This window comes from Haloterrigena salifodinae, from assembly GCF_003977755.1.
GTDB classification, from domain to species: domain Archaea; phylum Halobacteriota; class Halobacteria; order Halobacteriales; family Natrialbaceae; genus Haloterrigena; species Haloterrigena salifodinae.
In genome coordinates this window covers 1,667,659-1,689,291 of record NZ_RQWN01000001.1, presented here as the reverse complement: position 1 = coordinate 1,689,291, position 21,633 = coordinate 1,667,659, and the positions used below count along the sequence as shown (strand labels likewise).

The following is a 21,633-nucleotide window of genomic DNA, read 5'->3' as shown; positions in this document are numbered from 1 at the left end:
GATCGATTCGGAGCGGGGTGAGACGGTCACGCGATCACCTCGAGGAGTCGTGGCGGAACCTCGTAAAGGACCGCGACGACGAGGAGCCCCCAGAGGACGAGGTTGACGAAAAACGGGGGGTCGCCGAAGAGGAACTTCGGGTCGCCGCCCAGATTCCGCGTGTGGGCGAGGAGGTGGTAGCGGAACGCCGCGAAGAAGGCGAACGGGAGCGTGGTCATCATCCACAGCCCGCCGCGGAAGAACGTGTAGAGCGAGTAGGAGACGACCAGCGCGGCCAGCACGGCGACGAGAAACTGGTCGAGCGTCTCCTCGGTGTACTCCGCGAGGGTCGCGCGCGACGCGGCCGGATCGTCGCTGACGATCATCTCGTGGCGGCGTTTGCCGAGCGCGAGCATCAGCGCTCCGAGGAACGTACAGACGACGAGCCAGGGGCTCAGGTAGACGTCGATGGCGACGACGCCGGCGACGGCTCGCAGGACGAACCCGATGGCGATGACCATCACGTCGACGATGACGACCTCCTTCAGAACCGCGGAGTAGAGCGCGTTCTGTGCGAGATACGCGCTGACGACGAGGAGGAACAGCGGGCCGAGGTGCCAGGAGAGGCCGAGCCCGCCGACGAACAGCAGGACCGCGAACGTCACTGCCACGGGGATCGGAACCTGCCCGCTGGCGATCGGTCGGTGTTTCTTCCGCGGGTGGTTGCGGTCCTCCTCGACGTCGAGGATATCGTTGCCGATGTACGTCGCGCCCGCGACGGCACAGAAGGCGACGATTCCGAGGACGACGTTCGTGACGGCGACCGGATCGAACAGGCTCTTGGAGAAGACGAGCCCCAGAAGCAGGATGCCCTGCTTGTACCACTGCCAGGGACGCGTCTCCTTTACCAGCCCGGAGACGGTCCCCACGAACCGACGCCGGTCGGTATAGGCGCGGGCCATCTGTCTCCTCGACTTCACATGATGGCAAAAAGGACCGGCTTGCCTGTGACTCCCTCACAGAATGTATCACGCGCTGGATGTCTCGATTTCAATCGACTCGAGACTGTACGGATTCGATACACCCCGGTACACTATTGACTCGGCGTATCGACGTTCAGCGTGATATCACGATGAGCGATAGTGAGCGCGCGGACGACGACTCGAGCGGCTCGCTTCTCGTCACTGGAGGGACCGGATTCCTCGGCCTGCACACGTGTCAGTACTTCCGCGATCAGGGGTGGGACGTCACCGCGTTCGATCTCAAGCCGTTCGAGCCGGACGACGACACGGACGGGATCGAGTTCATCGAGGGGGACGTTCGAAGCGAGGCGTCCGTCGCCGACGCGCTCGAGGAGAGCGGTGCCACCGCGGTGGTGCACACGGCGGCCGCGCTCCCGCTGTGGGACGACGACCGCATCAGAGAGACGACGATCGACGGGACGCGAAACGTGCTCTGGGCGGCGAACGACTGCGGCGTCGAGCGGGTCTGTTACGTCTCCTCGACGGCGGTGTACGGGACCCACGACACGCATCCCATCACCGAGGAGTCGCCGCTAGACGGGGTCGGCGCCTACGGCGAGGCCAAGATCGAGGCCGAGAAGGTCTGCCAGGACTTCCGCCGTATGGGGATGTGTGTCCCGATCGTTCGCCCGAAGACGTTCGTCGGTCCGCAGCGACTCGGCGTGTTTCAGGTGCTGTTCGACTGGATCGAAGACGGCGCGAACGTCCCGCTCGTCGGCTGGGGGGACAACCGCTACCAGTTGCTGCACGTCCGCGACCTCGTCACCGCCATCGAACTGCTGCTCACCGAGGACGAGGAATCGGTGAACGACACGTTCAACGTCGGTACCGACGAGTTCGGTACGATGAAGGAGGACTTCCAGGCCCCCATTGACTACGCGGGGACGGGCAAACGAACCATCGGAACGCCCGCCTTCCTCACGGTTGCAGTCCTCCGCGTGCTGGACGAACTGAACCTCTCCCCGCTGTATCCGTGGGTCTACGAGACGGCCCACGAGGACTCCTACGTCTCCGTCGAGAAGCTGAAGGGTCTAGGCTGGGAGCCCGAGTACTCCAACCGGGAGGCGCTTGTGGACACCTACGAGTGGTACCTCGAGAACTACGAGGCCGACGAGGATGCCGACGAGACCGGCCTCGACCACCGCGTCGCGTGGGACCAGGGCGCCCTCGCCGTTGCGAAGAAGGTCTCGCAGCGGATCTGAGATGGTCCCACAGCCACGTCTCCGGGATCGTATCGACTGGCTCGTCGTCCTCGGGCCGATCGTCGCCGTTTGCTTCGCCGCCGGCCTCGGTAGGCACCTGCTCGTCGCCTGGCCGGCGCTCGCGACGGACCCCGCGTTCTTCCAGCACACGGGCTGGTACGTCCTCGAGGGCGGCGTTCCGTACGTCGACGTCTGGGACGTGAACCCGCCGGTCCCGTTCGGAATCACGGCCGTGCTCGCTGCCCTCTCCGGCGGAGATATGCTCGTGTTGCACGCCCTCGGAACGACGCTCACGGTGCTCGTCGCGGCCGTGAGCGTCCTGCTCGTGGGGTGGGTGGCGTACCTCGTGACTGAAACGGACGCAGCGGCGGTCGCCGCCGGCCTGACGATGCTCGTCGTGCCCGAACTCTTCCTCCTCTCGCCCGAGGGCGTCCGGGCGCAGTTCTACGCGCTGTTCTTCGGCGTCCTCGCGCTCGCGCTGGCTCTCCGCGACCGACCGTTCCTCTCGGGGGCGATCGCGGCGCTGAGCGCCGGATCCTGGCAATTAGGGGGCGTCTTCGCGCTGCTGATCGTCGGGATGGCGTCCCAGCGATCCGGGCGGCGGGGCGCGCTCTCAGCCGTCGCGGGCGGCGGCGTCGTGACCGGTCTCGTCGTCCTCGCGTTCGCGGCCGCAGGCGCGCTCGTTCCCCTGTTCGTCCAGACGGTCGTCGCGACGCTGACCGCCGGATCGTCGTACACCGTGGCCGAGCGCGTTTACACGATACTGCTGGTGTTCGGCTACGGGTCGCTGCTCCTCCCGGTCGCGCTCTACGGCTGGGCATACGCCGGAATCCGTGACGTCCGGGAGCGGTGGTGGATTCCCGCGGGCGGCCTGTTACTCGCCGCCCAGGTGCTGTTCGTCGATCTCGACGGCTCGACAGACGCGTTTCTCTGGCTCGCCTTCGTCGCGCTCGGCGTCGCCGTCGCGGTAGAACGCGTGACCGCCGGTGGATCGGTGCCGACGGATCGCCGCAGTGACGACGCGTCCCGTTCCATCCGCCGGTGGACGGCGGTCGCCGTCGTCGCGGTGATCGCGCTGCTCGTTCTCTCGGGACTCGCCTGGCACTTTGGCTCACCGACCTCGCAGTCGACGCTCCAGACGCGCCAAGCGGTGGCTGAGCCGGAGAGTGAGTCCCTGCCGATAACGCCCGACGATGCCGACGTTCCGTCGATGCAGACGATCTATTGGGAGCAGATCAAACCGGAGACCTGTCACTATCGGCTGAGTTGGAACGAGGTGCGGTGGATCGCGATGACCGACGACCGACTGGACAGGCGACAGTGCGACGGGTGGCCGCGTCGAATCGATAGCGGCTATCGTAGCCACTGAAACGAAGTACACACTGATCGCGAAGCCGTCTTGCGATTGGGTGTGCAGTGACTGTCAGTGGCTACTATAGGGTTCGACGCGCTCGGACTCGAGCGGGTGTGACCGACGAGGCAGCCGTCGTCGGCGAGTCTAGCCGCCGTCCGACGTCCGCTCGAGTCGAACCACCACGATGCTGTTGTACCGGTTCACCTCGACCGGGCCGCGGTAGTCGTCGCGGCTCTCCACGGCGTCGACGATCCGCTGGTTCGTCGACGAATCGGTGTACGAGAGCACGATCCAGACGTCGTCGTGCCCGTCGACGGCCGCCCGGATTTCGTTGGTCGACGCGTCGGGCGGGATCCGAACCGTGGGCACGTCCGCGGCGTCGAAGTAGTAGCCGAACGTCCGCTCGGTGAACGGTCTGCTCACGAGGACGACGTCGCCCTCGTCGACGCTCGACTCGACGTCGGCGGCGGCCGCCCGCCACTGCTCTTTCTGGTCGTCCTGATAGTACGTCGGGAGGGGAGCCGCGAGGCCCACGAGGAGCACCCCGACGACGACGAATCGAAGCGACGGGCGAGAGAGCGTCCGCACGCCGACCGCGGTCAGGAGGAAAAACGCCAGCGACGCCCCGATCGAGTAGCGATCCACGAAGATCGGCGTAACGACGTGCGAGAGGACGATCGGAACGAGGATCGGGACGATGAACCAGAGGACGACCAGGTAGACGGCGTTTACCGGTGGGTTCTCGGGGCCGCCCTCTGTCGTCGTCCCGCGCTCAGTCTCCCTCGCCGTATCGCGGTCGACACCCGTCCACGCGTGACGGCCGCTCGAGAGCGCGAGCACCAGACAGCCTGCGACGACCAGCGAGACGAGAAGCGGGTACGACTCCTCGAACAGGTATCCGCCGAGGTACGCGGCGAACGTCTCCCTGACGGTCTCGGCAGTCGGGAGCGGAATCCACGAGACGTTGCCCGCAGCGCCGCCGCTGGCCGCCACCGTTCGGCGGAGCAACCGCGCCAACCACGGGAGGAGGAGCAGCGCGGTAATTCCCTCGAGGGCGATCCAGCGGCGGAGCGTCAGTCGCGACCGGGGAACGGTCCGGACCAGCGGCCGAGAGAAGACGTACGCGTTCTGGGCGAGTATCGCGAACAGCCCGAAGACGTGCGTGTAACCGAGGAGAACCGTGGAGACGACGTACCCGATATCGTCCCGAACGCCGCTCTCGTCGGTCGATCTCTCCGCCTGTATTCGCACGAACCAGTAGAACGAGATCGCGGTCAGCAACGCGAGCAGGTTGTACATTCGCACCTCCTGTGAGTACCAGACGTGGAACGGTGAGACGGCGACGAGCACCGCGGCGATCGCCCCGACTTCCCTGTCGAACAGCCGTCGACCGACGCCGTAGAGGACGACGACGGTCGCGACGCCGACGAGGGCCGATAACAGTCGCGCGGTCAGTTCGCTCGTTCCGAAGAGCGCCGTCCACCCGGACAGGATGAGATAGTACAGCGGCGGATGGGGATCGTTCCCCGGGACGCTGACCAGGAGTTCGGACGGCGTGTTCGACGTGACGATCGTCACCGAGACGACTTCGTCGACCCAGTAACTCTCGGACTCGAGCCGGAACAGCCGCAGCGCAGCCGCGATGAGGACGATCGGATACAGTTCGACCGGGACGCCCGCCAGTGATCGATCCCGATTTCCCTCACCGCCCGTCTCGATCGGCAGGGACGGCGACATGGTACCGATTGCAACGACGTACGGTATGAACCTTCGTCGGCCGACGAGGCAGATCGCAGATCCGCGACGAGAATATCACCCGAGTCGACTCGTCTGGCCAAAAACCCGCGACGTATCGGACTGTCAGCGGGCGGTGGTCTCGAGCGGGCGCATCGACCGATCGCTCGGTCGCGCTGAGCCGTTAGCGTGTGGCACAGTCGACGACGCGCCCGTTCACCGGGCACCGGCCCCCGTCACAGGGCTAGCAGATAGCCGCCGAACAGGTAGAGGGCGGCGAGAATCGACTGGAAGGAAAGCGAGCCGAGCGCCGACAGCGCGACGAACGTCCGGCCGTCCATCTCCGAGAGTCCCGCGGGAATCGTGAGCAGGCCTCTGACGACCAGCATCGTATTACTCCCGGCGACGGCGACCCCGCCCCAGCGATCGAACCAGCCGTCGAAGCGCTCGAGTCGCGACTCCGTGAGCGGGAACCACCGTTTCTGGATGACGTACTCTCGCCCGGCGCGGCGGACGAGACAGAACAGCAGGAACTGACCGATCGTCGTCCCGACGATGGCGATGGCGACGATCGCGACCGTCTCCGGGATCGACGACCCGATCAGCGCCAGCGCGGCCGGGACGACCAGTTCGCTCGGCATGAACCGCAGCATCATCGCCCCCTCGAGGATACAGATCCCTAACAAGACCGCGAACGCAAACTCCGACGTGAACAGCGACTCGAGCCAGGACGGCATCCCCTCGAGTTGCAGCGGTACCATATCCTGATCCTATTCCGTCCCGAATGTAAGCGTTGTTGATTCCCGGAGGTCCGCGATCGGCACGGCGGTTCGTTCGAGCGCGTCACCGGTCACAAAGCATGTAGTAACGGAGGGTGACTGTCGAACCGATGGACACGACGCGGATTGCGTTTCTCGCCGTTGCCTTCGCCACCCACGCGGTCGTCGGTTACGCCCTCGTTCGAGGGGCTACCGACGCAGACCCGCGACTCGGCATCGTTCTCGGTCTCCTCCCGGACGCGGACTTCCTGTTCCCCGCGGCGTGGGAGTGGCCGCTGGTTCACCGCGGACTCACGCACACGCCGCTGTTCGCGGCCGCCGTCGTCGCCGGCGCGTACGCGCTCCGGCGGGAGCGGACGGTCGCGATCGCCGTCGGACTGGGGATCGGCTCGCACCTCGCTATCGACTCCCTGTCGGCGAAGGGGATCGACTGGCTGTTCCCGCTCGCGGACACCACAGGGCTCGGCGTTTCGGTTCACGGCCCCGCGGCGACGGCGGCGCTCTGGGCGGCGTCGCTCGGCGTCCTCGCGTGGCGGACGGAGGACCCTCTCGTCGCGTCGGTGCTGAGCGACCGATCAGCCGATCGGAGCGACCGTTCCGATCCGTCCGATCGTCAGACCCAGCGACGCGAGTAGCGCGGTCGATCCGACCAGCAGGAACGCCCGGTTGATCCGGCCGTTCTTGGACTTGAACCAGTCGAGCGTGACGTGGTATCGCGAGACCGGCGCGAGGGGGCTGATCCCCATCGGCGTCACGATATCCCCTGCGAGGTGGGCGACGATGCTGCCGGTTCCAACGACGAATCCGAATCGGAAGGCCGACGGCGTCGAGGGGGCGACCAGCGCCGTCGCGACGCCGGCCAACAGCCCGACGAGCAGGGCGAACCAGATCGTGTGCGTCGGCCCGCGGTGGGGGATCCGCGGCAGCGGCTGGTCGACGTCAGGGAGGTTCGCCAGTCCGACGGCGAGGACCGCTCCCGCGAGCGCTAACTCGAGCGACCAGCCGCGGCTCACCAGCGGGACGAACGGGGCGTACAGGAGGGCGTTGAAGCCGATGTGACCACCTCGGTACATGCGTTTCGACGACCGATCGTCCGTGCCCGACGGGGATCAACCGCTCGGTCGCTCGCGCCCGGCCGTCACTCGAGGGCCTTGACGCCGAAGGCGGACACCGAGAGGCCGCCGATCAAGACGGGCATCCAGTAGATCGCCCCGCGGAAGATGAGCACGGCCGCAGTGACCGTCGACGCCGGAATGCCGGTGGTCGGCACGAGCAGCGTGACGAAGGCGGCTTCGATACCGCCGAGCCCGCCGGGGAGCGGGGCGGCGCCCGCGAGGTTCGCGAGCGGAATCACGAACAGCAGGATGTACGGCGCGACGGGTTCGCCCAGCGCCGCGAAGGCGGCCATGAGCGCGACCGTCTGGAAGAGCCAGCCGGCCAGCGAGAGACCGACGACGGCGGAGAGACGCCAGCGATCCGTCGAGACGCGCTCGATGTTCTCGAAGAAGCGGCCCATCCGATCGGTCAGGTCCGCCTCGAGCGTGTCGCTCTGGAAGCGGGCGAGTCCGAGGCGACCGAGGCGGGGGGCGATGACGGCCGGCAGCCGCTCGGTGAGCGCGTTCCGGTGTCGCCAGACGAACGCCATGGCGAGGACGATCGCCGCGATCAGCACGATCGCCGAGCCGACCGCCGTCTCGAGGCGGTCGCCGATGGCGGCGGTAGTCCCGTAGTAGCCGACCCCGACGAGGATCAGCGAAATCGAGGGGACGACGTTGAGCACGTCGACGCTGGCGATCCCCGCTAGCCCCGTCTCGTAGCGTGCGTCGGAGGTCTTCGAGATGAGTAGCGCCGCGACCGGCTCGCCGCCGGCCTGGCCGAACGGCGTGACGTTGTTGGCGAAGACGGCGCCGGCGTAGACGAAAAACGCCTTGACGACCGGCAGCTTGACGTCCAGGGCGACCAGTACGGTCCGGAGCATCAGGCTCCACGCAGCCAGCCAGCACAGCGCGAGGGCGAAGGTCGCGAGGACCAGCGAGGGCGCGGCCGAGAACAGGCTATCGATGACGTCGCGCGCACCGACCGCGAAGAACAGCACGGCGAAGACGGCGAGCGCGCCGAACGCGCCGATGAGAAGCCGCCGCCGATTTCGCTCGTTCATAGCGGACGTGGATCGTCAGCGGACTTGAAACGTCTGATTATCGTTGAGGCGGTTCGATACGGGAGAGACGAGTCAGCTCCCAGAAATTTACTATCGTTGACGATTTTCACGCCGACTCGAGATAGTTGGCGCGTTTTATTTAGATGGACTCAGTTGTCTTCCGTAATGGACGACGCTCAGCAATCCAACGTCCTTTTCGTTGTGCTGGATACGGTCCGCAAGGACCGACTGGGTCCGTATGGCTACGAGCGCGAAACGACGCCCGAACTCTCCGCGTTCGCAGAGGAGGCGACCGTCTTCGAGTCGGCCGTCGCGCCCGCGCCGTGGACGCTGCCGGTCCACGCCTCGCTGTTTACCGGCCGGTACCCGAGCCAGCACGGGGCCGATCAGGGGAGTCCGTACCTCGAGGACGAGACGACTCTCGCGGAGGTCCTCTCGGCGGCCGGCTACGACACGGCGTGTTACTCCTCGAACGCCTGGATCACTCCCTACACCGGCCTCACCGACGGGTTCGACGCGCAGGACTCGTTCTTCGAGGTCCTCCCCGGCGACGTCCTCTCGGGGCCGCTGGCCAGCGCCTGGCAGACCGTCAACGACAACGACTACCTTCGGGACCTGGCGTCGAAGCTCGTTAGGCTCGGCGCGATGGCCCACGAGAAACTCGCCAGCGGTGAGGGCGCCGACACGAAGACGCCGTCGGTCATCGACCGGACGAAGTCCTTCGTCGACGACAGCGAGAGCGACGAGGGCTGGTTCGCCTTCGTCAACCTGATGGACGCCCACCTGCCCTACTACCCGCCCGAGGAGTACCGCGAGGAGTTCGCTCCCGGCGTCGATCCGGGCTCGGTCTGCCAGAACTCGAAGGAGTACAACTCGGGCGCCCGCGACATCGACGACGAGGAGTGGGAGGCCATCCGCGGGCTCTACGACGCCGAGATCGCTCACATGGACGCCGAACTCGGTCGCCTGTTCGACTGGCTCCGTGAGACCGGCCAATGGGAAGAGACGACCGTCGTCGTTTGCGCCGACCACGGCGAACTCCACGGCGAACACGACCTCTACGGCCACGAGTTCGCCCTCTACGACCAGCTAATCAACGTCCCGCTGCTGGTCAAACACCCCGCCCTCGAGGCCGACCGGCGCGACGACCTCGTCGAGTTGCTCGACTGCTATCACACGGTCCTCGAGGCGCTGGACGTCGATCCAGCCGACGCGCTCGCGCCGGCGGACGACGGCTCCGTCGCCGGCCGCGATCCGACGCGGTCCCTGCTCTCGAGCGAGTACCGCGCCTTCGAGGCGGCTCCGGAACCGGATCCCGGACAGCGGGCGGTGCTCGACGCCGCGGACGGCGAGGCGTCCGACGACGCATCGAGCAGCGACGTGGCTGACGACTACGCGTTCGTCGAGTATGCCCAGCCGGTGATCGAACTCCACCACTTGGAGGAGAAGGCCAGCGAGGCCGGGATCGAACTGCCCGACGATCACCGGGCCTACTCCCGCCTGCGCGCGGCCCGCAGCACCGACGCGAAGTATGTCCGCGCCGACCGCATCCCCGACGAGGGGTACCGACTCGACGAGGACCCCGCGGAATCGACGCCGGTCGACCCGGCCGACGACGAGGTCGTCGCCGCCGCCGAACGTGCGCTCGCCCGCTTCGAGCAGGCGGCCGGCGGCGCGTGGATCGACCCCAGCGAGACGGACGCCGAGGACGCCGACGCGCTGGCCGAGGCCGACGAGGAGACCCGCGACCGCCTGCGCGAACTCGGCTACCTCGAGTAGCACAGCCGAATTAGGCGGCCTGAGGGCTGTTTACGGGCCGATACTGATCAGGACGGGAAAGTTACAGTGACTGTCCGGACACCAGTAAGCATACGTTTGTCGACTCGAAACCCCAACTCAACCGATGGAGGACCAGCATTTCCTCGAGTCAGAGTGGGACTACTGTCTGGTGCTGGACGCGTGCCGGTACGACGTGTTCCGTGACGTCTATGACGAGTACCTCGATGGAACGCTCGAAAAGCGGTGGAGCACCGGCTCGTCCACGCCAGAGTGGGCGTATCGAACGTTCACCGACGAGCACGATATCGCCTACTTCTCCGGAAACCCGTTCATCAACGACCTCGGAATCCCGCTGAACGAACTCAAATGGGGGGCCAGCTGCGATTACGAGTGGACGGCGTCGGAACACATCAGCAACGTCTTCGACGTCTGGAAGTCCGGCTGGGACGACGACCTCGGAACGGTCCCACCGGAGGGACTGGCCGAGGCGTTCCGAAACAATCAGGACGCCGTCGAGCGGGCTGACCGGACAGTCCTCCACTACATGCAGCCCCACGCTCCGTACCTCTCCCGCGGAAAGGGACAGAAGCTCAAGCAGATCCAGAAGGGGATCCGTCGCCAGGAGGAAGCCGAGAAGGCGACCGACGGCGGCAACGGGACGCTGTCGTCGCTCAGCGATACCATCCGACCGAAAGTCGAGAGCCGACTCGAGGACAGCGAATTCGCGCAGAAAGCGGGCCTCTGGCTCGAACTCGATCCGACCGACCTCGTCAAGAACGGCACGCGGGAGGCGGCCCTGGAGCTCTACGAGGAGAACCTGCGGATCGCCCTCGAGTCCGTCGCCGAACTGGTCTCGGAACTGGACGGGCGAGTCGTCGTGACCGCCGACCACGGCGAGGCCTTCGGCGAGGAGGGCGTCTGGGAACACCACATCGAGACGTACATCCCGCCGCTCATGGAGGTGCCGTGGCTCGAGGTCGAGTAACGTCACCTCACGGTCACCACTACCGCACCGCCCCGTCGATCCCCCCGAACGCGACCGACCCTATCACAGCCACGAGATACTCGGGATGAAGATCAGCCACTACTTCGAACTCGAAGAGCACGTCACCGGCGGCATCCGCGAGTCGGTCGTCCACCAGCGGAAGATGCTGGATCAGCTGGACGTCGAGTACACGACCGAGCCGACGCTGGACGCCGACGTCCTCCACTGTAACCTCATGGGCCCGCGCTCGGTCTGGTACGCGCGGCGGGCGCGGTCGCAGGGGATCCCCGTCGTCGCCCACACCCACGTCACCGCCGAGGACTTCGGGGACAGCTTCCGGTTTACCAACGCGCTCGCGAGGCCCCTGAAACCGTACCTCGAGTGGGCCTACGGGCTGGCTGACGCGCTGGTCTGTCCCTCCGAGTACAACCGACGGCTGATCGAGACGTACACCGACGCGAGGACGACCGTCGTCTCGAACGGCGTCGACGGCGAGAAACTCGACGGGTTCGAGTCCCTCGAGGCGGAGTACCGCGAGCGCTACGACCTCGAGTCGCCGACGGTCTTCCTCGTCGGCCACGTGATCAAGCGCAAGGGTCTCGAGACGTTCGTCGAACTGGCCCGCCGGCTGCCCCACCTCGATTTCGCGTGGTTCGGCCCGCTGGACCTCTCGCTCAAGGGTCGGGAAACGACGCGGCTCATCGAGGAGTCGCCGGACAACTGCACGTTCACCGGCTACGTCGACGACATCCGCGGCGCGTTCGCAGCGGGAGACATCTTCTGTTTCCCCACCTACGAGGAAAACGAGGGCATCGCACTGCTGGAAGCGATGACGGCCGGCAAACCGGTCCTCATCCGTGACATCGAGACGTTCTCCTGGCTCGAGGACGGCGAGGACTGCCTGAAGGTGTCGGCGTCGAACGCCGGCGTCGACGCGTTCGCGGACGCCATCGAGCGACTCGAGGATCCAGACCTCCGGGCGCGACTCGGATCGAACGCAGCCGAACGGAGCGAGGCGTTCACGCTCGAGTCGGTCGCGAACCGGTACCAGACACTTTACAACGAGGTGACCTGAATGAAAATTGGTTTCTTTACGGATAGCTACTTCCCTGAGATCGACGGCGTCACGTATACGATCAAACTCTGGCGCGAGGAGTTAGAACAGGACGGACACGAGGTGTACGTCGTCTACCCGGACGGCGACTACGAGCCCGGCGATCGCGAAATCCCGGTCAAATCGGTGTCGAACCCGTTCTACCCTGGGTACCGAATTCCGGTGTTCAAACGCCCGTCGACCCTTCCGGAGCTGGACGTCGTCCACTGTCACGGACCGGCGACGGTCGGCATACTCGGTCGGTACTACGCCCGGAAACACGATCTCCCCGCGGTGTACACCCACCACACGCCGATCGAGGAGTACTTTCACCAGAACGTCAAGTTCGAGTCGATCGCCAACGTGCTCTCGAAGCTGTACGTCCCGCTGGAGAACGCGCTCCTCCGGAGCTTCGACATCATCACGGCCTCAACGAGCCGAATCGAACGCGACGTGGAACACGTTCAGCTCCCCGTCGGCATCGACATGGAGTTCTTCCAGCCAACCGACGAAGACTGGTACCCCGACCGGACAGTCATCGGCTACAGCGGCCGGCTCAGCATGGAGAAAAACGTCAGCGAGATCCTCCGCGTCGCCGAGACGCTCCCGGAGTACGACTTCGTCATCGTCGGCGACGGCCCCTACCGCGACTGCCTCGAGCGCGAAGCGCCCGACAACGTCGAGATCCGCGGCTTTCTCCCCCGCGAGGAGCTACCGATCTTCTACTCCTCGATCGACGCGTTCGTCACCGCCTCGACCGCCGACACGCTCGGACTCTCGACGCTCGAGGCCAACGCCTGCGGCACGCCCGTCGTCGCGTCCGACGTCCCGCCGTTCGACCGGACGATCGGTCCCGATAACGGCGAACGGTTCGCATACGGCGACCTCGAGGCGATGGCCGACGCCGTTGAACGCTGTCTCCGGTCGGATCGGGACACGCGAGCGGCCATCGAGCGCTACGACGTCCGGCAGACGCTCGAGCAACTCGAGCACCTCTACCGGACCGTCCGATCCTCGGAAACCGCGTCTCCGGCGGACGTCACCGACGACTGGTTCTCCGACGACTCGCACAGCTCGCCGAAGTAACTGTTTCTCCCGTTGCGCCTAGTCGAGCCACGACGCCGCCACCGTCCGATAGGTCTCCCGGCACCGCTCGAGGACCTCGAGGGAGACGCTCTCGTCTTCGGTGTGGGCCTCGCCGGGTTCGGCGGCGCCACAGATCACACACTCCGTGCCGGCCTCGGCGAGCCACCCCGCGTCGGTCGCGTGGGGCTTCGTGATCAGTTTCGGCGACCCCGACTGGACGTCGTCGGCCGCCTCGAGGACCGCCGTCGCGAACGCCTCGTCGTCGCAGCGCATCGGCGGTAAGTCCTGGTCGACGGTCCACTCGACGCCAGCGAGATCCTCGACGCGCTCGAGGGCGGCCCGCTCTCCCGGGACGGTCCGTTCGTCGACGGTCAGTTCGCAGCGGTCCGGGACGACGTTCATCGCCGAGCCGCCCTCGATCTCGGTGACGGCGAGGCTTCCCTCGATGTCTTCGCCGGCCACCTCGACCGACGGCGGCTCGAGGTCGCGGACGCGATCGACGGCGTCGGTCGCGCGATAGATGGCGTTCTCGCCGGCGCCGACCTCGCTGGCGTGGGCGGCCGTCCCGCGGGCGGTAATCGTCGATCCGCGACGGCCCTTGTGAGCGACCGCGACGTCAGTGACGCCCGGGCCCGAGTAGCCCGTCGAGCCCTCGCCGACGACGGCGTAGTCGGGCGCGAACCCGCGGTCGATGGCGTGGCGCGCGCCGACGCCGCCGACCTCCTCGCCGACGAAGCTCGCGAAGACGAGTTCCACCGCCCCGTCACCATCTCTGTCTCCGTCTTCCTCCCCCTCGTTGCTCCCGATTACAGCGTCGCGAAACGCGAGCATGGCGGCTGCGACGGCACCCTTCATGTCGGCCGCACCGCGGCCGTAGAGGCGACCGTCCCGCTCCTCCAGAACGTACTCGCCGTCCTCGAGCTGCGCGTCGGCCGGCTCGACGACGTCGTGGTGGCCGACCAGCGCCAGCGACCGTCCCGCCGGCGTCGTCTCGTCTCCCGGACTCGAGTCCGTCCGTGAGTCTGCACCTGCGCCAGCGCCTCCGTCTCCGCTCCGACGGGCGAGTACGTTCCCGACCTCGTCCCGAACCACGTCGGCGTCGGTTTCGCGGCGGAGCCACGCTTCGATGTAGTCTCCCGCGGCCCTCTCGTCCGCGTGGCTGGGGATCGAGACGAGTTCGCGGGTCAGTTCGGCGACCTCCATGGGCGAGTCATCGACGGGCGGCGAGTTGAGGCCACCGGTCGCAGTCGGCAGAGCGGCCGCTCGGTTCCTGTCGAACGCGAAGACGGTCGTGGCCTCGAGCAGGTCGAATACGGGAACTACGAGCGTCGTAGGTCCCGCCGATACGACTTTCGCAGGTGGAACACCCTTATAGGCGTCCGTCGACCAGTTAGCGTATGAACGTCGTGCCGGATACGAGCGTGGTCATCGATGGCCGCGTCTCGGCGACAGTCGACGACGGGCAGTTCGAGGGAGCGACGATTTCGGTACCGGAAGCGGTCGTCGCGGAACTCGAAGCGCAGGCCAACGACGGGATCGATACCGGCTGGGACGGGCTGGAGGAACTCCAGCGTCTCGCCGACCTCGCCGACGAGGGCGTCATCGAACTCGAGTACGTCGGCGAGCGGCCCAACGCCATCGAGCGGGGCCACGCCTCGGAGGGCGAGATCGACGCCCTCATTCGGGATCTCGCCGAGGATCTCGGCGCCACCTTCCTGACCAGCGACGTCGTCCAGGCGGAGGTCGCCCGGGCGAAGGGGCTCGACGTCGAACACGTCTCCCCCGAGACCCGCGAGGTCGGCACGCTCACCGTCGAGACCTACTTCGACGATCAGACGATGAGCGTCCACCTCAAGACGGGCGCGGTGCCCAAGGCAAAGCGCGGCGAACTCGGCGAGATGCGCTACGAGGCGATCGCCGACGAGCCCCTCGACGAGGCGACGATGGACGAGTACGCCCGCGAGATCGTCGACGCCGCCAAGGAGTCCCCCGACGGTTTCCTCGAGCTCTCTGAGCCGGGGATGAAGATCGTCCAGTTTCGGGACTACCGGATCGCGATCGGCCGACCCCCCTTCGCCGACGGCATCGAGATCACCGCCGTCCGACCGATCGCCCAGACCGACATTGAGGACTACGAGAACGCCGACGAACTGAAAGAGCGGCTGCTCGAGCGCCAGCGCGGCGTCCTGATCTCGGGCGCCCCCGGAGCCGGGAAGTCGACGTTCGCGCAGGCGGTCGCCCGCTTCATTTCCGATCACGACTATGCGGTCAAGACGATGGAGAAACCGCGGGACCTGCAGGTCGGCCCCGACATCACCCAGTACACGGAACTGGGCGGACAGATGGCCAAGACGGCCGACGCCCTGCTGATGGTCCGGCCCGACTACACCATCTACGACGAGGTTCGGAAGACCGACGACTTCGAGGTCTTCTCGGACATGCGGCTGGCCGGCGTCGGCATGATCGGCGTCGTCCACGCGACGCGGCCGATCGACGCCCTCCAGCGACTCGTTGGTCGCGTCGAACTCGGGATGATCCCGCAGGTCGTCGACACCGTCGTCTACATCGAGGCCGGGGAAGTCAACACCGTCTACGACGTCCGAACAGAGGTCAAGGTCCCCGCCGGACTCACCGAGGAGGACCTCGCGCGGCCGGTCATTCAGGTCACGAACTTCGAGACGGACGAACCCGAGTACGAGATCTACACCTTCAACCGCCAGGTCGTCACCGTCCCGCTCAAAGACGAAGAGGGCGGCCCCGGTAACGAGTCCGGCGTCGACCGCATCGCCAAACAGGAGATCGAACGCGAGATCCGCTCGATCGCCCGCGGCTACGTCGACGTCGAACTCAAGAGCCAGGACAAGGCCGTCGTCTACGTCGAGGAGGACGACATCTCGAGCGTCATCGGCAAGGGCGGCGGTCGCATCACCGACGTCGAGAACCGCCTCGGGATCGACATCGACGTCCGGACTCACGACGAGAACCCCAACTACGGGGCCGGCAGCGGAGGCGGCAGCGCCAGCGCGGACGGCAGAGGCGGAGGCGGTACCCAGGCCGGACAGATGGTCACCCCCGAGATCACCTCGCGACACATCGTCATCCCCGTCGACGGCAACCACGGCGAGACCGTCGAGGTCCAGGCCGGCGGCGAGTACCTCTTCACCGCGACGGTGAGCCGCGGCGGCGAAATTCAGGTTTCGCGGGGCAGTGCGATTGCCGAGGAGTTAGAGCAGGCGATCGATCGGAAGGAGCCGGTGACGATCGTGCCGTCGTAGGAGTCGTACCGCGAACGGAGTGAACGGCTTTTTAGTGGAGATTTTTCGAGGAGCGGTCGCCGCAGGCGACCCGAGCGGAAAAGGTCCGCGCGCGAGATCCAGGTCTCTCGAGGAGGCGTGATCGCGGACGAACTCGAGCGGGCGATCGACCGAAAGGAGCCGGTGACGGTTGTCCCGGCGATTTCCAGAAGCCGTACATCTCCTCGGTGGTGACGGCGATGATCCGGTCATCGACGAGGAATCGTTTCCTGCACAGCCCAGTTCCTCGAGCCTGGGTGGCGTCCACCTCCGCAAACGGAGAGGAGACGACTGAACCCAGCTGCATCGTAGTTCGCCTCCGGAACTATTGTATACTAACTGAATTCTACGAGGAACGAACAGGGGATAGGGAATGGACGTTTGCAGTCGATTACTATATATCTGCAACTGTTTGGCCTCTGATTGCGCATGGGAGAATATATTATTTAAGGATAAAGCACTTATACGAGACAAATGTCTGGGGAAGTGTGAAACAAATGGTGTTTGATCGCTATGGGAGCTGAGAGGAAGACGATCGTCGATGCTGGAATCGGGCGCACGACCGGGACGTTCATCACGGATCGACCGGGACTCGAGCGTGTCCGCTCGCGGATCGTCGACGACATCCGGACGACGGTCGAGGACGCGGGCGCCACGGGCGTCGTCGTCGCGATGAGCGGCGGGATCGATTCGACGGCGACCGCCGAACTGGCCGTCGAGGCCCTCGGCAGCGATCGGGTTCTCGGGCTCGGGCTCCCCTGCCACAAGAGCGAACGAGTCGGCGTGAGCGAGGCCAGAACGATCGCCGAAGGGCTGGGCATCGAGTTCCGAGAGATCCAGTTGCGGCCAGTTCTCGAGGCGTTCAAGGAGGCGGCCGCGATCGAACTCGAGCCGGGAGACGACGGTGACGACACCCGTCCCGACGAGCGCACTCACGCGCTCGGCAACGTGATCGCGCGGCTGCGGATGTGCTGTGCCTACTACGCGGCGAACCGCCAGCGCCGGATCGTGCTCGGCACCGCCAATCGCTCTGAGTTGCTGCTGGGCTATTTCACTAAGTACGGCGACGGGGCGGCCGACGCGTATCCGCTCGGCGACCTCTACAAGACCGAAGTCCGGGCGCTCGCGAAGCGGATCGGCGTTCCGCGCCGGATCGTCAGCAAGGAGCCGTCGGCGGGGTTCTGGGCAGGCCAGACCGACGCCGACGAACTCGGCGCCACCTACGACGTCATCGACCCGCTGTTACAGCGGCTCGTCGACGAGGACGAGTCGATCGAGGACGCCGCGGCGACACTCGAGATCGACCGCGAGACGGCGCGGTCGATCGCGTGGCTCTGTGCCGAAACCGAGCACAAGCGATCGATGCCGTCGACGCCCGGAATCGCCGACCGCGGCGCCGAGCAATCGCTGACAAGTCAGTGAGCGGCGGCGAACGCGGTCACACGCGTCGGAGCGACGTAGCAACTCTCGTGATCAGCGGCTATCGAGATCGCGATACAGCTCCGTGTTCCGCCACCAGAACAATCCCCACGAGAGCATGAATCCGATGCCCATGGCGATGACGTCCTTGACGAACGGCGGGAGCCCGATCCCCTCGGTCGCGACGACCCCCATGCCCGCCCCGATCGCCGCGCCCGTGATGACGAACACGAGATCGCCGACGATGTGTTCCTGCGAGTGGTCCCAGTACTGCTGGCGGTCGTCGTCGTACCAGACACCGACGTAGATCAACACCGGCGCCATCGACGTGATGACGGTAACGACGTGGTACCGCTCGGCGACTCCTGCCGGACCGAGAACGAAGAGATTGAACGTGTTCGCGACGATCGCCATCGCGAACAGTCCTAACAAGAGCCATCCCCATCGGGGCAGCGTCTCCTTGTCCATACTGGTGGACGTTCACCGACTGAAAATAATCCTCCCGGTTTCCGCGCCGTTATTCTGCGCAGCAGGCGTCTTTCTTCGGGGACTCCTCGACGCCGTTCCCGTCGGCTGCCACCGGCTCCTCGAGTCGATAGAGACTCTGGCGCGCGTCGGCGAAGTAGATGTCCTCGTCGACGATCCCGATCTCCTCTAACCGCTCGAGCGCGTAGCGGACGGTTCGGGCTGACAGCATCGATTCCTCGACGATCTGTTTCTGGGTTAGCGGCCCGTCGTACTCGAGAACCTTGAAGACCAGTTTGGCGCTCGGTGGCAAATCTTCGATGTCCTCCCCGTCGGTCTCTGCCATATTACGAATCGAAAGCTCCCAGCAGCATAAAAGTTGAGCCTTACGAACGGTGCCGATCACAAAATTTTCCAACAGTTTCTGGGAAGTAAAGTACGTAGCAAGGCCCTATGAACCGAGATATCGAGAGTTGACTGGCTGGTCAGGGGTCGGTGAAATTTGGGACTACCGAGAGCGCTGCGACGGTCGGTCGACGACTCATCGCGCCGGTGTCTGACGCCCTCTCTGAGAGCGTCTAACACGACCTCCTGCCGAGGTCTGGCACGATCTCCCGGAGTCGTCGACGTTCGTTGTCGGCCCCCGATGGCAGTCGTCGAAGAAGCAGTCGGCCGCGCCCGGTCTCCCACACGCTCAGAGCTTTCGCCAGACATCCGCGTCGTCGTCGAACCCGTCGTCCGGATCCGAGAACTCGTCGCTCCCCTCGAGTTCGAGTTCTTCCGGGTTCAGCGGCGCGTCGGCGTCGACGACCGCGGATCCGTCGTCGAGGTCCATCTCGGGCCAAGCGGTTTCCTCCCAGAGCCCGCGGTCACTGTAGTAGTAGACCACGCCGTCGTTGACGACGGCGAACAGCCCGCGCTGGGTGTCGTGGACGACGCGCTCGTTCGTGTCGATCGCGACGTCGACGACGTCCTCGAGGGTGTCGAGCGAGACGTGGTAGTCGCCGATCCACATCGGGATCGATCCCCGGGAGATCCACTCGGCGTAGCGCCGCTCGTGGACGGCTCGTCGGGCGGCCGCCTCGTCGACCGGCGAGCGACGGGCGAGGGAGACGGCGACGGCCAGCGAGAGCGTTCCGAGCAGCGAGAGGCCGGCGATCAGCCCGAGGTTCCGCGACTCGGTCGTCTCCGTCGTTCCCGTCCGGTAGCGCTGTTCGTCCGACGCCGACAGCGAGTCCGCCACCCAGTAGGCGTCGTCGGTAATCTCGAGGGTCGTCGACGCCTCCTGTACCCCCCGTCCCGCGCCCGTATCGTAGGCGGCGCGGAACTCGAGGCGGACGTCGACGGCCCCGACGCCGGACAGTTCGCGCTCGATCTCGCGCTGTCGATCGCGGACGGATTCGACGTCGATAGTCGTCTCCGATCTCGCGACGCCGTTCTCGACCGCCGGCGACTCGTCGACGAGCGACCTGGTCTCGTTCCAGAACACCGTACCCTCGCGAGTCGCTTCGAACCGAAGCGTCAGCTCGTGGCTCACGGTCCCGTCGTTGACGGGCGCCTCCGCGGTCGCGTTCGTCAGCCTGGTCTCCGGGCGAAGCGTCAGTTCCGGCGACGTGTTCAGGATGTAGACGCCGCTGTTCTCGAGTCGGTCGCCCTCGTTCCAGAGCGTTCCGTTCTGCACGACGACAGCGCTCGTGTCGACGTCGCTCGAGACGCGTTCGTCGGCGTACTGGTGGCTCGTCGACGTCGACGGCGTCGCGACGGCCCACCCGGAGGCGAGAAACGCGAGGATGCCGATCCCGACGAGCACGACGACGATCGACCGCCCGTATTTGGCGAGCACCAGGTCGAGACGCGGATTATCGATCACGTGTTGGACACCCCTCTCGAAGCCGTCCCGTACGGCGTTTCTTCCCCCGATCGTCCGCACTGACCCCTCGACTGACTGCGGAGTTTCGTTCGTTCATTCATCCGATCCGACCATTATAACGATATTGGCCGTCGGCGAACGGATCACTCCCGGAGCCACTCGCGCAGTTTCCGCTCGAGGCGGGTCGAGGCGGGAACGTGATCGCCCACCGAGCGAAGGCGCAGATCGTCGTGCCCGAAGACGACGAGCACGATCGCGACGGCGAGGCCTACGATGACGACGTTGACCGCGGCGATCGCGGCGAGCGGGTGCAGCCCGTGTAGCCAGACGATCGCCGCCGGCGGGAGCACTGCGAGGTAGCGGTACTCGCCGACGTGTCGTGTGTACGATCCGGTCTCGTCGGGCGCGGTCAGCGAGACCGTCGTCTCTCCGCTCGATCGGATCCCGACGGTCTGCGTGGTGGGCCCGATCGCGACGTTGTTACTCTCGGCTTCGTGGACGGCCACGATCGGGAGATAGCCTGCGTTGTCGACCGTGCGGGTGAGTTCGGTCGTCTCGCCGGGAGCGATCACCTGCGGATCGTCGGTCGGCGAGTCGGTGCTTACGAGTTCGTATTCGGCGGTGCCGGAGGGGACGACCATCGCCGCGGTCGCGAAGGTCACGAACACGAGCAAGACCAGCCCCAGCGCCGTCCAGAACGCAATCACGTTCTCTCGAGAGCGCGATCGGCGCGTCTCGCGTCGCGCCGGGCCGAGCCGTTCGAATACCGTCCCGAACCCGAGCAGGGCGACGCCGACGGCGACGAGGACGGCGCCGAGTCCCTCCGAGTCGTCGGTCGCCGTCAGTCCGACCACCGAGGCGACGGTTCCGGAGGCCGACTCCGCGACGTGCTGGGCGCCCATGATCGCCGTCCCGAGATGGGGAATTGTCACGACCTCGCCGTTTACTTGCCAGGCTTTTGCGACGATCTGACCGTCCGTGACGTGGGGCTCGCCGCCGTCCTGGTCAGTGAAGGGGTTGGCGTCACCCTTGGTGACGTACCCCTCCTCGGTCTCGCCGACTACGCGGTGGGTCGTCAGCCCACCACCGTGGAGCTCCCTGGCCTCGAAGACGACGACGTCTCCCTGTTCGACCGAGCTATCGGCGAGACTGGGAACCGCGACGAACCCGTCGCCGGCGTTCATCGCCGGCTCCATGCTGCCGGTCGCGACGTACCCGAGCAGGATCGGCTGTCCGAGGAGTTGCCCGACCAGCAATAGGACGACGACGAGGGCGATCCCTACCCCCAGCGTTCGCTTCAGGAGCGCCGTCCCCGTCATCGTCTCCCCTCGAGAAACATCATCGATTTCTGACCAGTCTATCGAGACGACGTTCGAATCGGGCCGTCTTAACAGTCCCGAACGAGCCGGGATGCA

Annotated in this window: 19 protein-coding genes; 9 read left to right on the top strand and 10 right to left on the bottom strand. The window is 66.1% G+C overall.

What is annotated here, in order from left to right:
• Nucleotides 1-26 precede the first annotated feature (26 nt).
• The gene (locus tag EH209_RS08450; protein ID WP_126662427.1) at nt 27-941 is read right to left on the bottom strand and encodes a decaprenyl-phosphate phosphoribosyltransferase; all 915 of its coding nucleotides are present in this window, start codon (nt 939-941) and stop codon (nt 27-29) included.
• A gap of 170 nt (nt 942-1,111) precedes the next feature.
• On the opposite strand from EH209_RS08450, the gene EH209_RS08445 reads away from it, so the two are divergent.
• Nucleotides 1,112-2,203 carry an NAD-dependent epimerase/dehydratase family protein gene (locus EH209_RS08445; protein ID WP_126662426.1) on the top strand — a complete coding sequence of 364 codons (1,092 nt, stop codon included), beginning with the start codon at nt 1,112-1,114 and terminating at the stop codon, nt 2,201-2,203.
• A 1-nt stretch (nt 2,204) separates the two neighbouring features.
• Complete coding sequence (locus tag EH209_RS08440) at nt 2,205-3,572, top strand: DolP-mannose mannosyltransferase (protein ID WP_126662425.1); 1,368 nt, start codon at nt 2,205-2,207, stop codon at nt 3,570-3,572.
• 129 nt (nt 3,573-3,701) lie between these two features.
• Here EH209_RS08440 and EH209_RS08435 read toward each other — a convergent pair whose 3' ends face one another.
• Nucleotides 3,702-5,294 carry a glycosyltransferase family 39 protein gene (locus EH209_RS08435; protein WP_126662424.1) on the bottom strand — a complete coding sequence of 531 codons (1,593 nt, stop codon included), beginning with the start codon at nt 5,292-5,294 and terminating at the stop codon, nt 3,702-3,704.
• A gap of 233 nt (nt 5,295-5,527) precedes the next feature.
• Nucleotides 5,528-6,052 carry a DedA family protein gene (locus tag EH209_RS08430; protein WP_126662423.1) on the bottom strand — a complete coding sequence of 175 codons (525 nt, stop codon included), beginning with the start codon at nt 6,050-6,052 and terminating at the stop codon, nt 5,528-5,530.
• 128 nt (nt 6,053-6,180) lie between these two features.
• On the opposite strand from EH209_RS08430, the gene EH209_RS08425 reads away from it, so the two are divergent.
• Nucleotides 6,181-6,705, top strand: a complete 525-nt coding sequence (locus EH209_RS08425; RefSeq protein ID WP_126662422.1) for a metal-dependent hydrolase — start codon at nt 6,181-6,183, stop codon at nt 6,703-6,705.
• Here the strand turns inward: EH209_RS08425 and EH209_RS08420 are convergent.
• Nucleotides 6,646-7,143: a metal-dependent hydrolase gene (locus tag EH209_RS08420; RefSeq protein ID WP_126662421.1), complete on the bottom strand. Its 498-nt coding sequence runs from the start codon at nt 7,141-7,143 to the stop codon at nt 6,646-6,648. The genes EH209_RS08425 and EH209_RS08420 overlap by 60 nt on opposite strands.
• Nucleotides 7,144-7,208: 65 nt before the next feature.
• A complete protein-coding gene (locus EH209_RS08415) occupies nt 7,209-8,228 on the bottom strand; it encodes a lysylphosphatidylglycerol synthase transmembrane domain-containing protein (protein ID WP_126662420.1) in 1,020 nt (339 codons plus the stop codon).
• 165 nt (nt 8,229-8,393) lie between these two features.
• Here EH209_RS08415 and EH209_RS08410 point away from each other — a divergent pair, with 165 nt between their 5' ends.
• The 4 genes from EH209_RS08410 to EH209_RS08395 all read left to right on the top strand — a co-directional run bounded on the left by EH209_RS08410 (nt 8,394) and on the right by EH209_RS08395 (nt 13,171).
• Nucleotides 8,394-10,007, top strand: a complete 1,614-nt coding sequence (locus tag EH209_RS08410; RefSeq protein WP_126662419.1) for a sulfatase — start codon at nt 8,394-8,396, stop codon at nt 10,005-10,007.
• 124 nt (nt 10,008-10,131) lie between these two features.
• Nucleotides 10,132-10,992, top strand: coding sequence for a hypothetical protein (locus EH209_RS08405; protein WP_126662418.1), 861 nt, complete (start codon nt 10,132-10,134; stop codon nt 10,990-10,992).
• An 85-nt stretch (nt 10,993-11,077) separates the two neighbouring features.
• A complete protein-coding gene (locus EH209_RS08400) occupies nt 11,078-12,067 on the top strand; it encodes a glycosyltransferase (protein WP_126662417.1) in 990 nt (329 codons plus the stop codon).
• Nucleotides 12,068-13,171, top strand: a complete 1,104-nt coding sequence (locus tag EH209_RS08395) for a glycosyltransferase (protein ID WP_126662416.1) — start codon at nt 12,068-12,070, stop codon at nt 13,169-13,171. It abuts the gene before it with no gap.
• Nucleotides 13,172-13,189: 18 nt separating this feature from the next.
• On the opposite strand, the gene EH209_RS08390 is transcribed toward EH209_RS08395, so the two are convergent.
• Nucleotides 13,190-14,374, bottom strand: a complete 1,185-nt coding sequence (locus EH209_RS08390) for a M20 family metallopeptidase (protein ID WP_126662415.1) — start codon at nt 14,372-14,374, stop codon at nt 13,190-13,192.
• A gap of 194 nt (nt 14,375-14,568) precedes the next feature.
• Here EH209_RS08390 and EH209_RS08385 point away from each other — a divergent pair, with 194 nt between their 5' ends.
• Nucleotides 14,569-16,446, top strand: coding sequence for a PINc/VapC family ATPase (locus tag EH209_RS08385; RefSeq protein WP_126662414.1), 1,878 nt, complete (start codon nt 14,569-14,571; stop codon nt 16,444-16,446).
• Nucleotides 16,447-16,977: 531 nt separating this feature from the next.
• A complete protein-coding gene (locus EH209_RS08380) occupies nt 16,978-17,886 on the top strand; it encodes an NAD+ synthase (protein WP_126662413.1) in 909 nt (302 codons plus the stop codon).
• Nucleotides 17,887-17,937: 51 nt separating this feature from the next.
• Here the strand turns inward: EH209_RS08380 and EH209_RS08375 are convergent, their stop codons facing one another.
• From EH209_RS08375 to EH209_RS08360, 4 genes are all read right to left on the bottom strand, one after another.
• On the bottom strand, nt 17,938-18,351 hold the full coding sequence (locus tag EH209_RS08375; protein WP_126662412.1) for a hypothetical protein: 414 nt from the start codon (nt 18,349-18,351) through the stop codon (nt 17,938-17,940).
• A gap of 49 nt (nt 18,352-18,400) precedes the next feature.
• Nucleotides 18,401-18,694, bottom strand: a complete 294-nt coding sequence (locus EH209_RS08370; RefSeq protein WP_012944628.1) for a MarR family transcriptional regulator — start codon at nt 18,692-18,694, stop codon at nt 18,401-18,403.
• 348 nt (nt 18,695-19,042) lie between these two features.
• On the bottom strand, nt 19,043-20,218 hold the full coding sequence (locus EH209_RS08365; RefSeq protein WP_126662411.1) for a DUF5305 domain-containing protein: 1,176 nt from the start codon (nt 20,216-20,218) through the stop codon (nt 19,043-19,045).
• A 143-nt stretch (nt 20,219-20,361) separates the two neighbouring features.
• Nucleotides 20,362-21,537, bottom strand: a complete 1,176-nt coding sequence (locus EH209_RS08360; RefSeq protein ID WP_126662410.1) for a signal peptidase I — start codon at nt 21,535-21,537, stop codon at nt 20,362-20,364.
• Nucleotides 21,538-21,633 lie beyond the last annotated feature (96 nt).

Excerpts from the sequence above, each read along its gene's own strand:
- EH209_RS08440 (WP_126662425.1), top strand. The coding sequence starts at position 2,205 with ATGGTCCCACAGCCACGTCTCCGGGATCGTATCGACTGGCTCGTCGTC.
- EH209_RS08380 (WP_126662413.1), top strand. The coding sequence starts at position 16,978 with ATGGGAGCTGAGAGGAAGACGATCGTCGATGCTGGAATCGGGCGCACG.
- EH209_RS08425 (WP_126662422.1), top strand. The coding sequence starts at position 6,181 with ATGGACACGACGCGGATTGCGTTTCTCGCCGTTGCCTTCGCCACCCAC.
- EH209_RS08390 (WP_126662415.1), bottom strand. The coding sequence starts at position 14,374 with ATGGAGGTCGCCGAACTGACCCGCGAACTCGTCTCGATCCCCAGCCAC.
- EH209_RS08400 (WP_126662417.1), top strand. The coding sequence starts at position 11,078 with ATGAAGATCAGCCACTACTTCGAACTCGAAGAGCACGTCACCGGCGGC.
- EH209_RS08435 (WP_126662424.1), bottom strand. The coding sequence starts at position 5,294 with ATGTCGCCGTCCCTGCCGATCGAGACGGGCGGTGAGGGAAATCGGGAT.
- EH209_RS08410 (WP_126662419.1), top strand. The coding sequence starts at position 8,394 with ATGGACGACGCTCAGCAATCCAACGTCCTTTTCGTTGTGCTGGATACG.
- EH209_RS08405 (WP_126662418.1), top strand. The coding sequence starts at position 10,132 with ATGGAGGACCAGCATTTCCTCGAGTCAGAGTGGGACTACTGTCTGGTG.
- EH209_RS08430 (WP_126662423.1), bottom strand. The coding sequence starts at position 6,052 with ATGGTACCGCTGCAACTCGAGGGGATGCCGTCCTGGCTCGAGTCGCTG.
- EH209_RS08375 (WP_126662412.1), bottom strand. The coding sequence starts at position 18,351 with ATGGACAAGGAGACGCTGCCCCGATGGGGATGGCTCTTGTTAGGACTG.
- EH209_RS08395 (WP_126662416.1), top strand. The coding sequence starts at position 12,068 with ATGAAAATTGGTTTCTTTACGGATAGCTACTTCCCTGAGATCGACGGC.
- EH209_RS08370 (WP_012944628.1), bottom strand. The coding sequence starts at position 18,694 with ATGGCAGAGACCGACGGGGAGGACATCGAAGATTTGCCACCGAGCGCC.
- EH209_RS08445 (WP_126662426.1), top strand. The coding sequence starts at position 1,112 with ATGAGCGATAGTGAGCGCGCGGACGACGACTCGAGCGGCTCGCTTCTC.
- EH209_RS08415 (WP_126662420.1), bottom strand. The coding sequence starts at position 8,228 with ATGAACGAGCGAAATCGGCGGCGGCTTCTCATCGGCGCGTTCGGCGCG.
- EH209_RS08385 (WP_126662414.1), top strand. The coding sequence starts at position 14,569 with ATGAACGTCGTGCCGGATACGAGCGTGGTCATCGATGGCCGCGTCTCG.
- EH209_RS08450 (WP_126662427.1), bottom strand. The coding sequence starts at position 941 with ATGGCCCGCGCCTATACCGACCGGCGTCGGTTCGTGGGGACCGTCTCC.
- EH209_RS08360 (WP_126662410.1), bottom strand. The coding sequence starts at position 21,537 with ATGACGGGGACGGCGCTCCTGAAGCGAACGCTGGGGGTAGGGATCGCC.
- EH209_RS08420 (WP_126662421.1), bottom strand. The coding sequence starts at position 7,143 with ATGTACCGAGGTGGTCACATCGGCTTCAACGCCCTCCTGTACGCCCCG.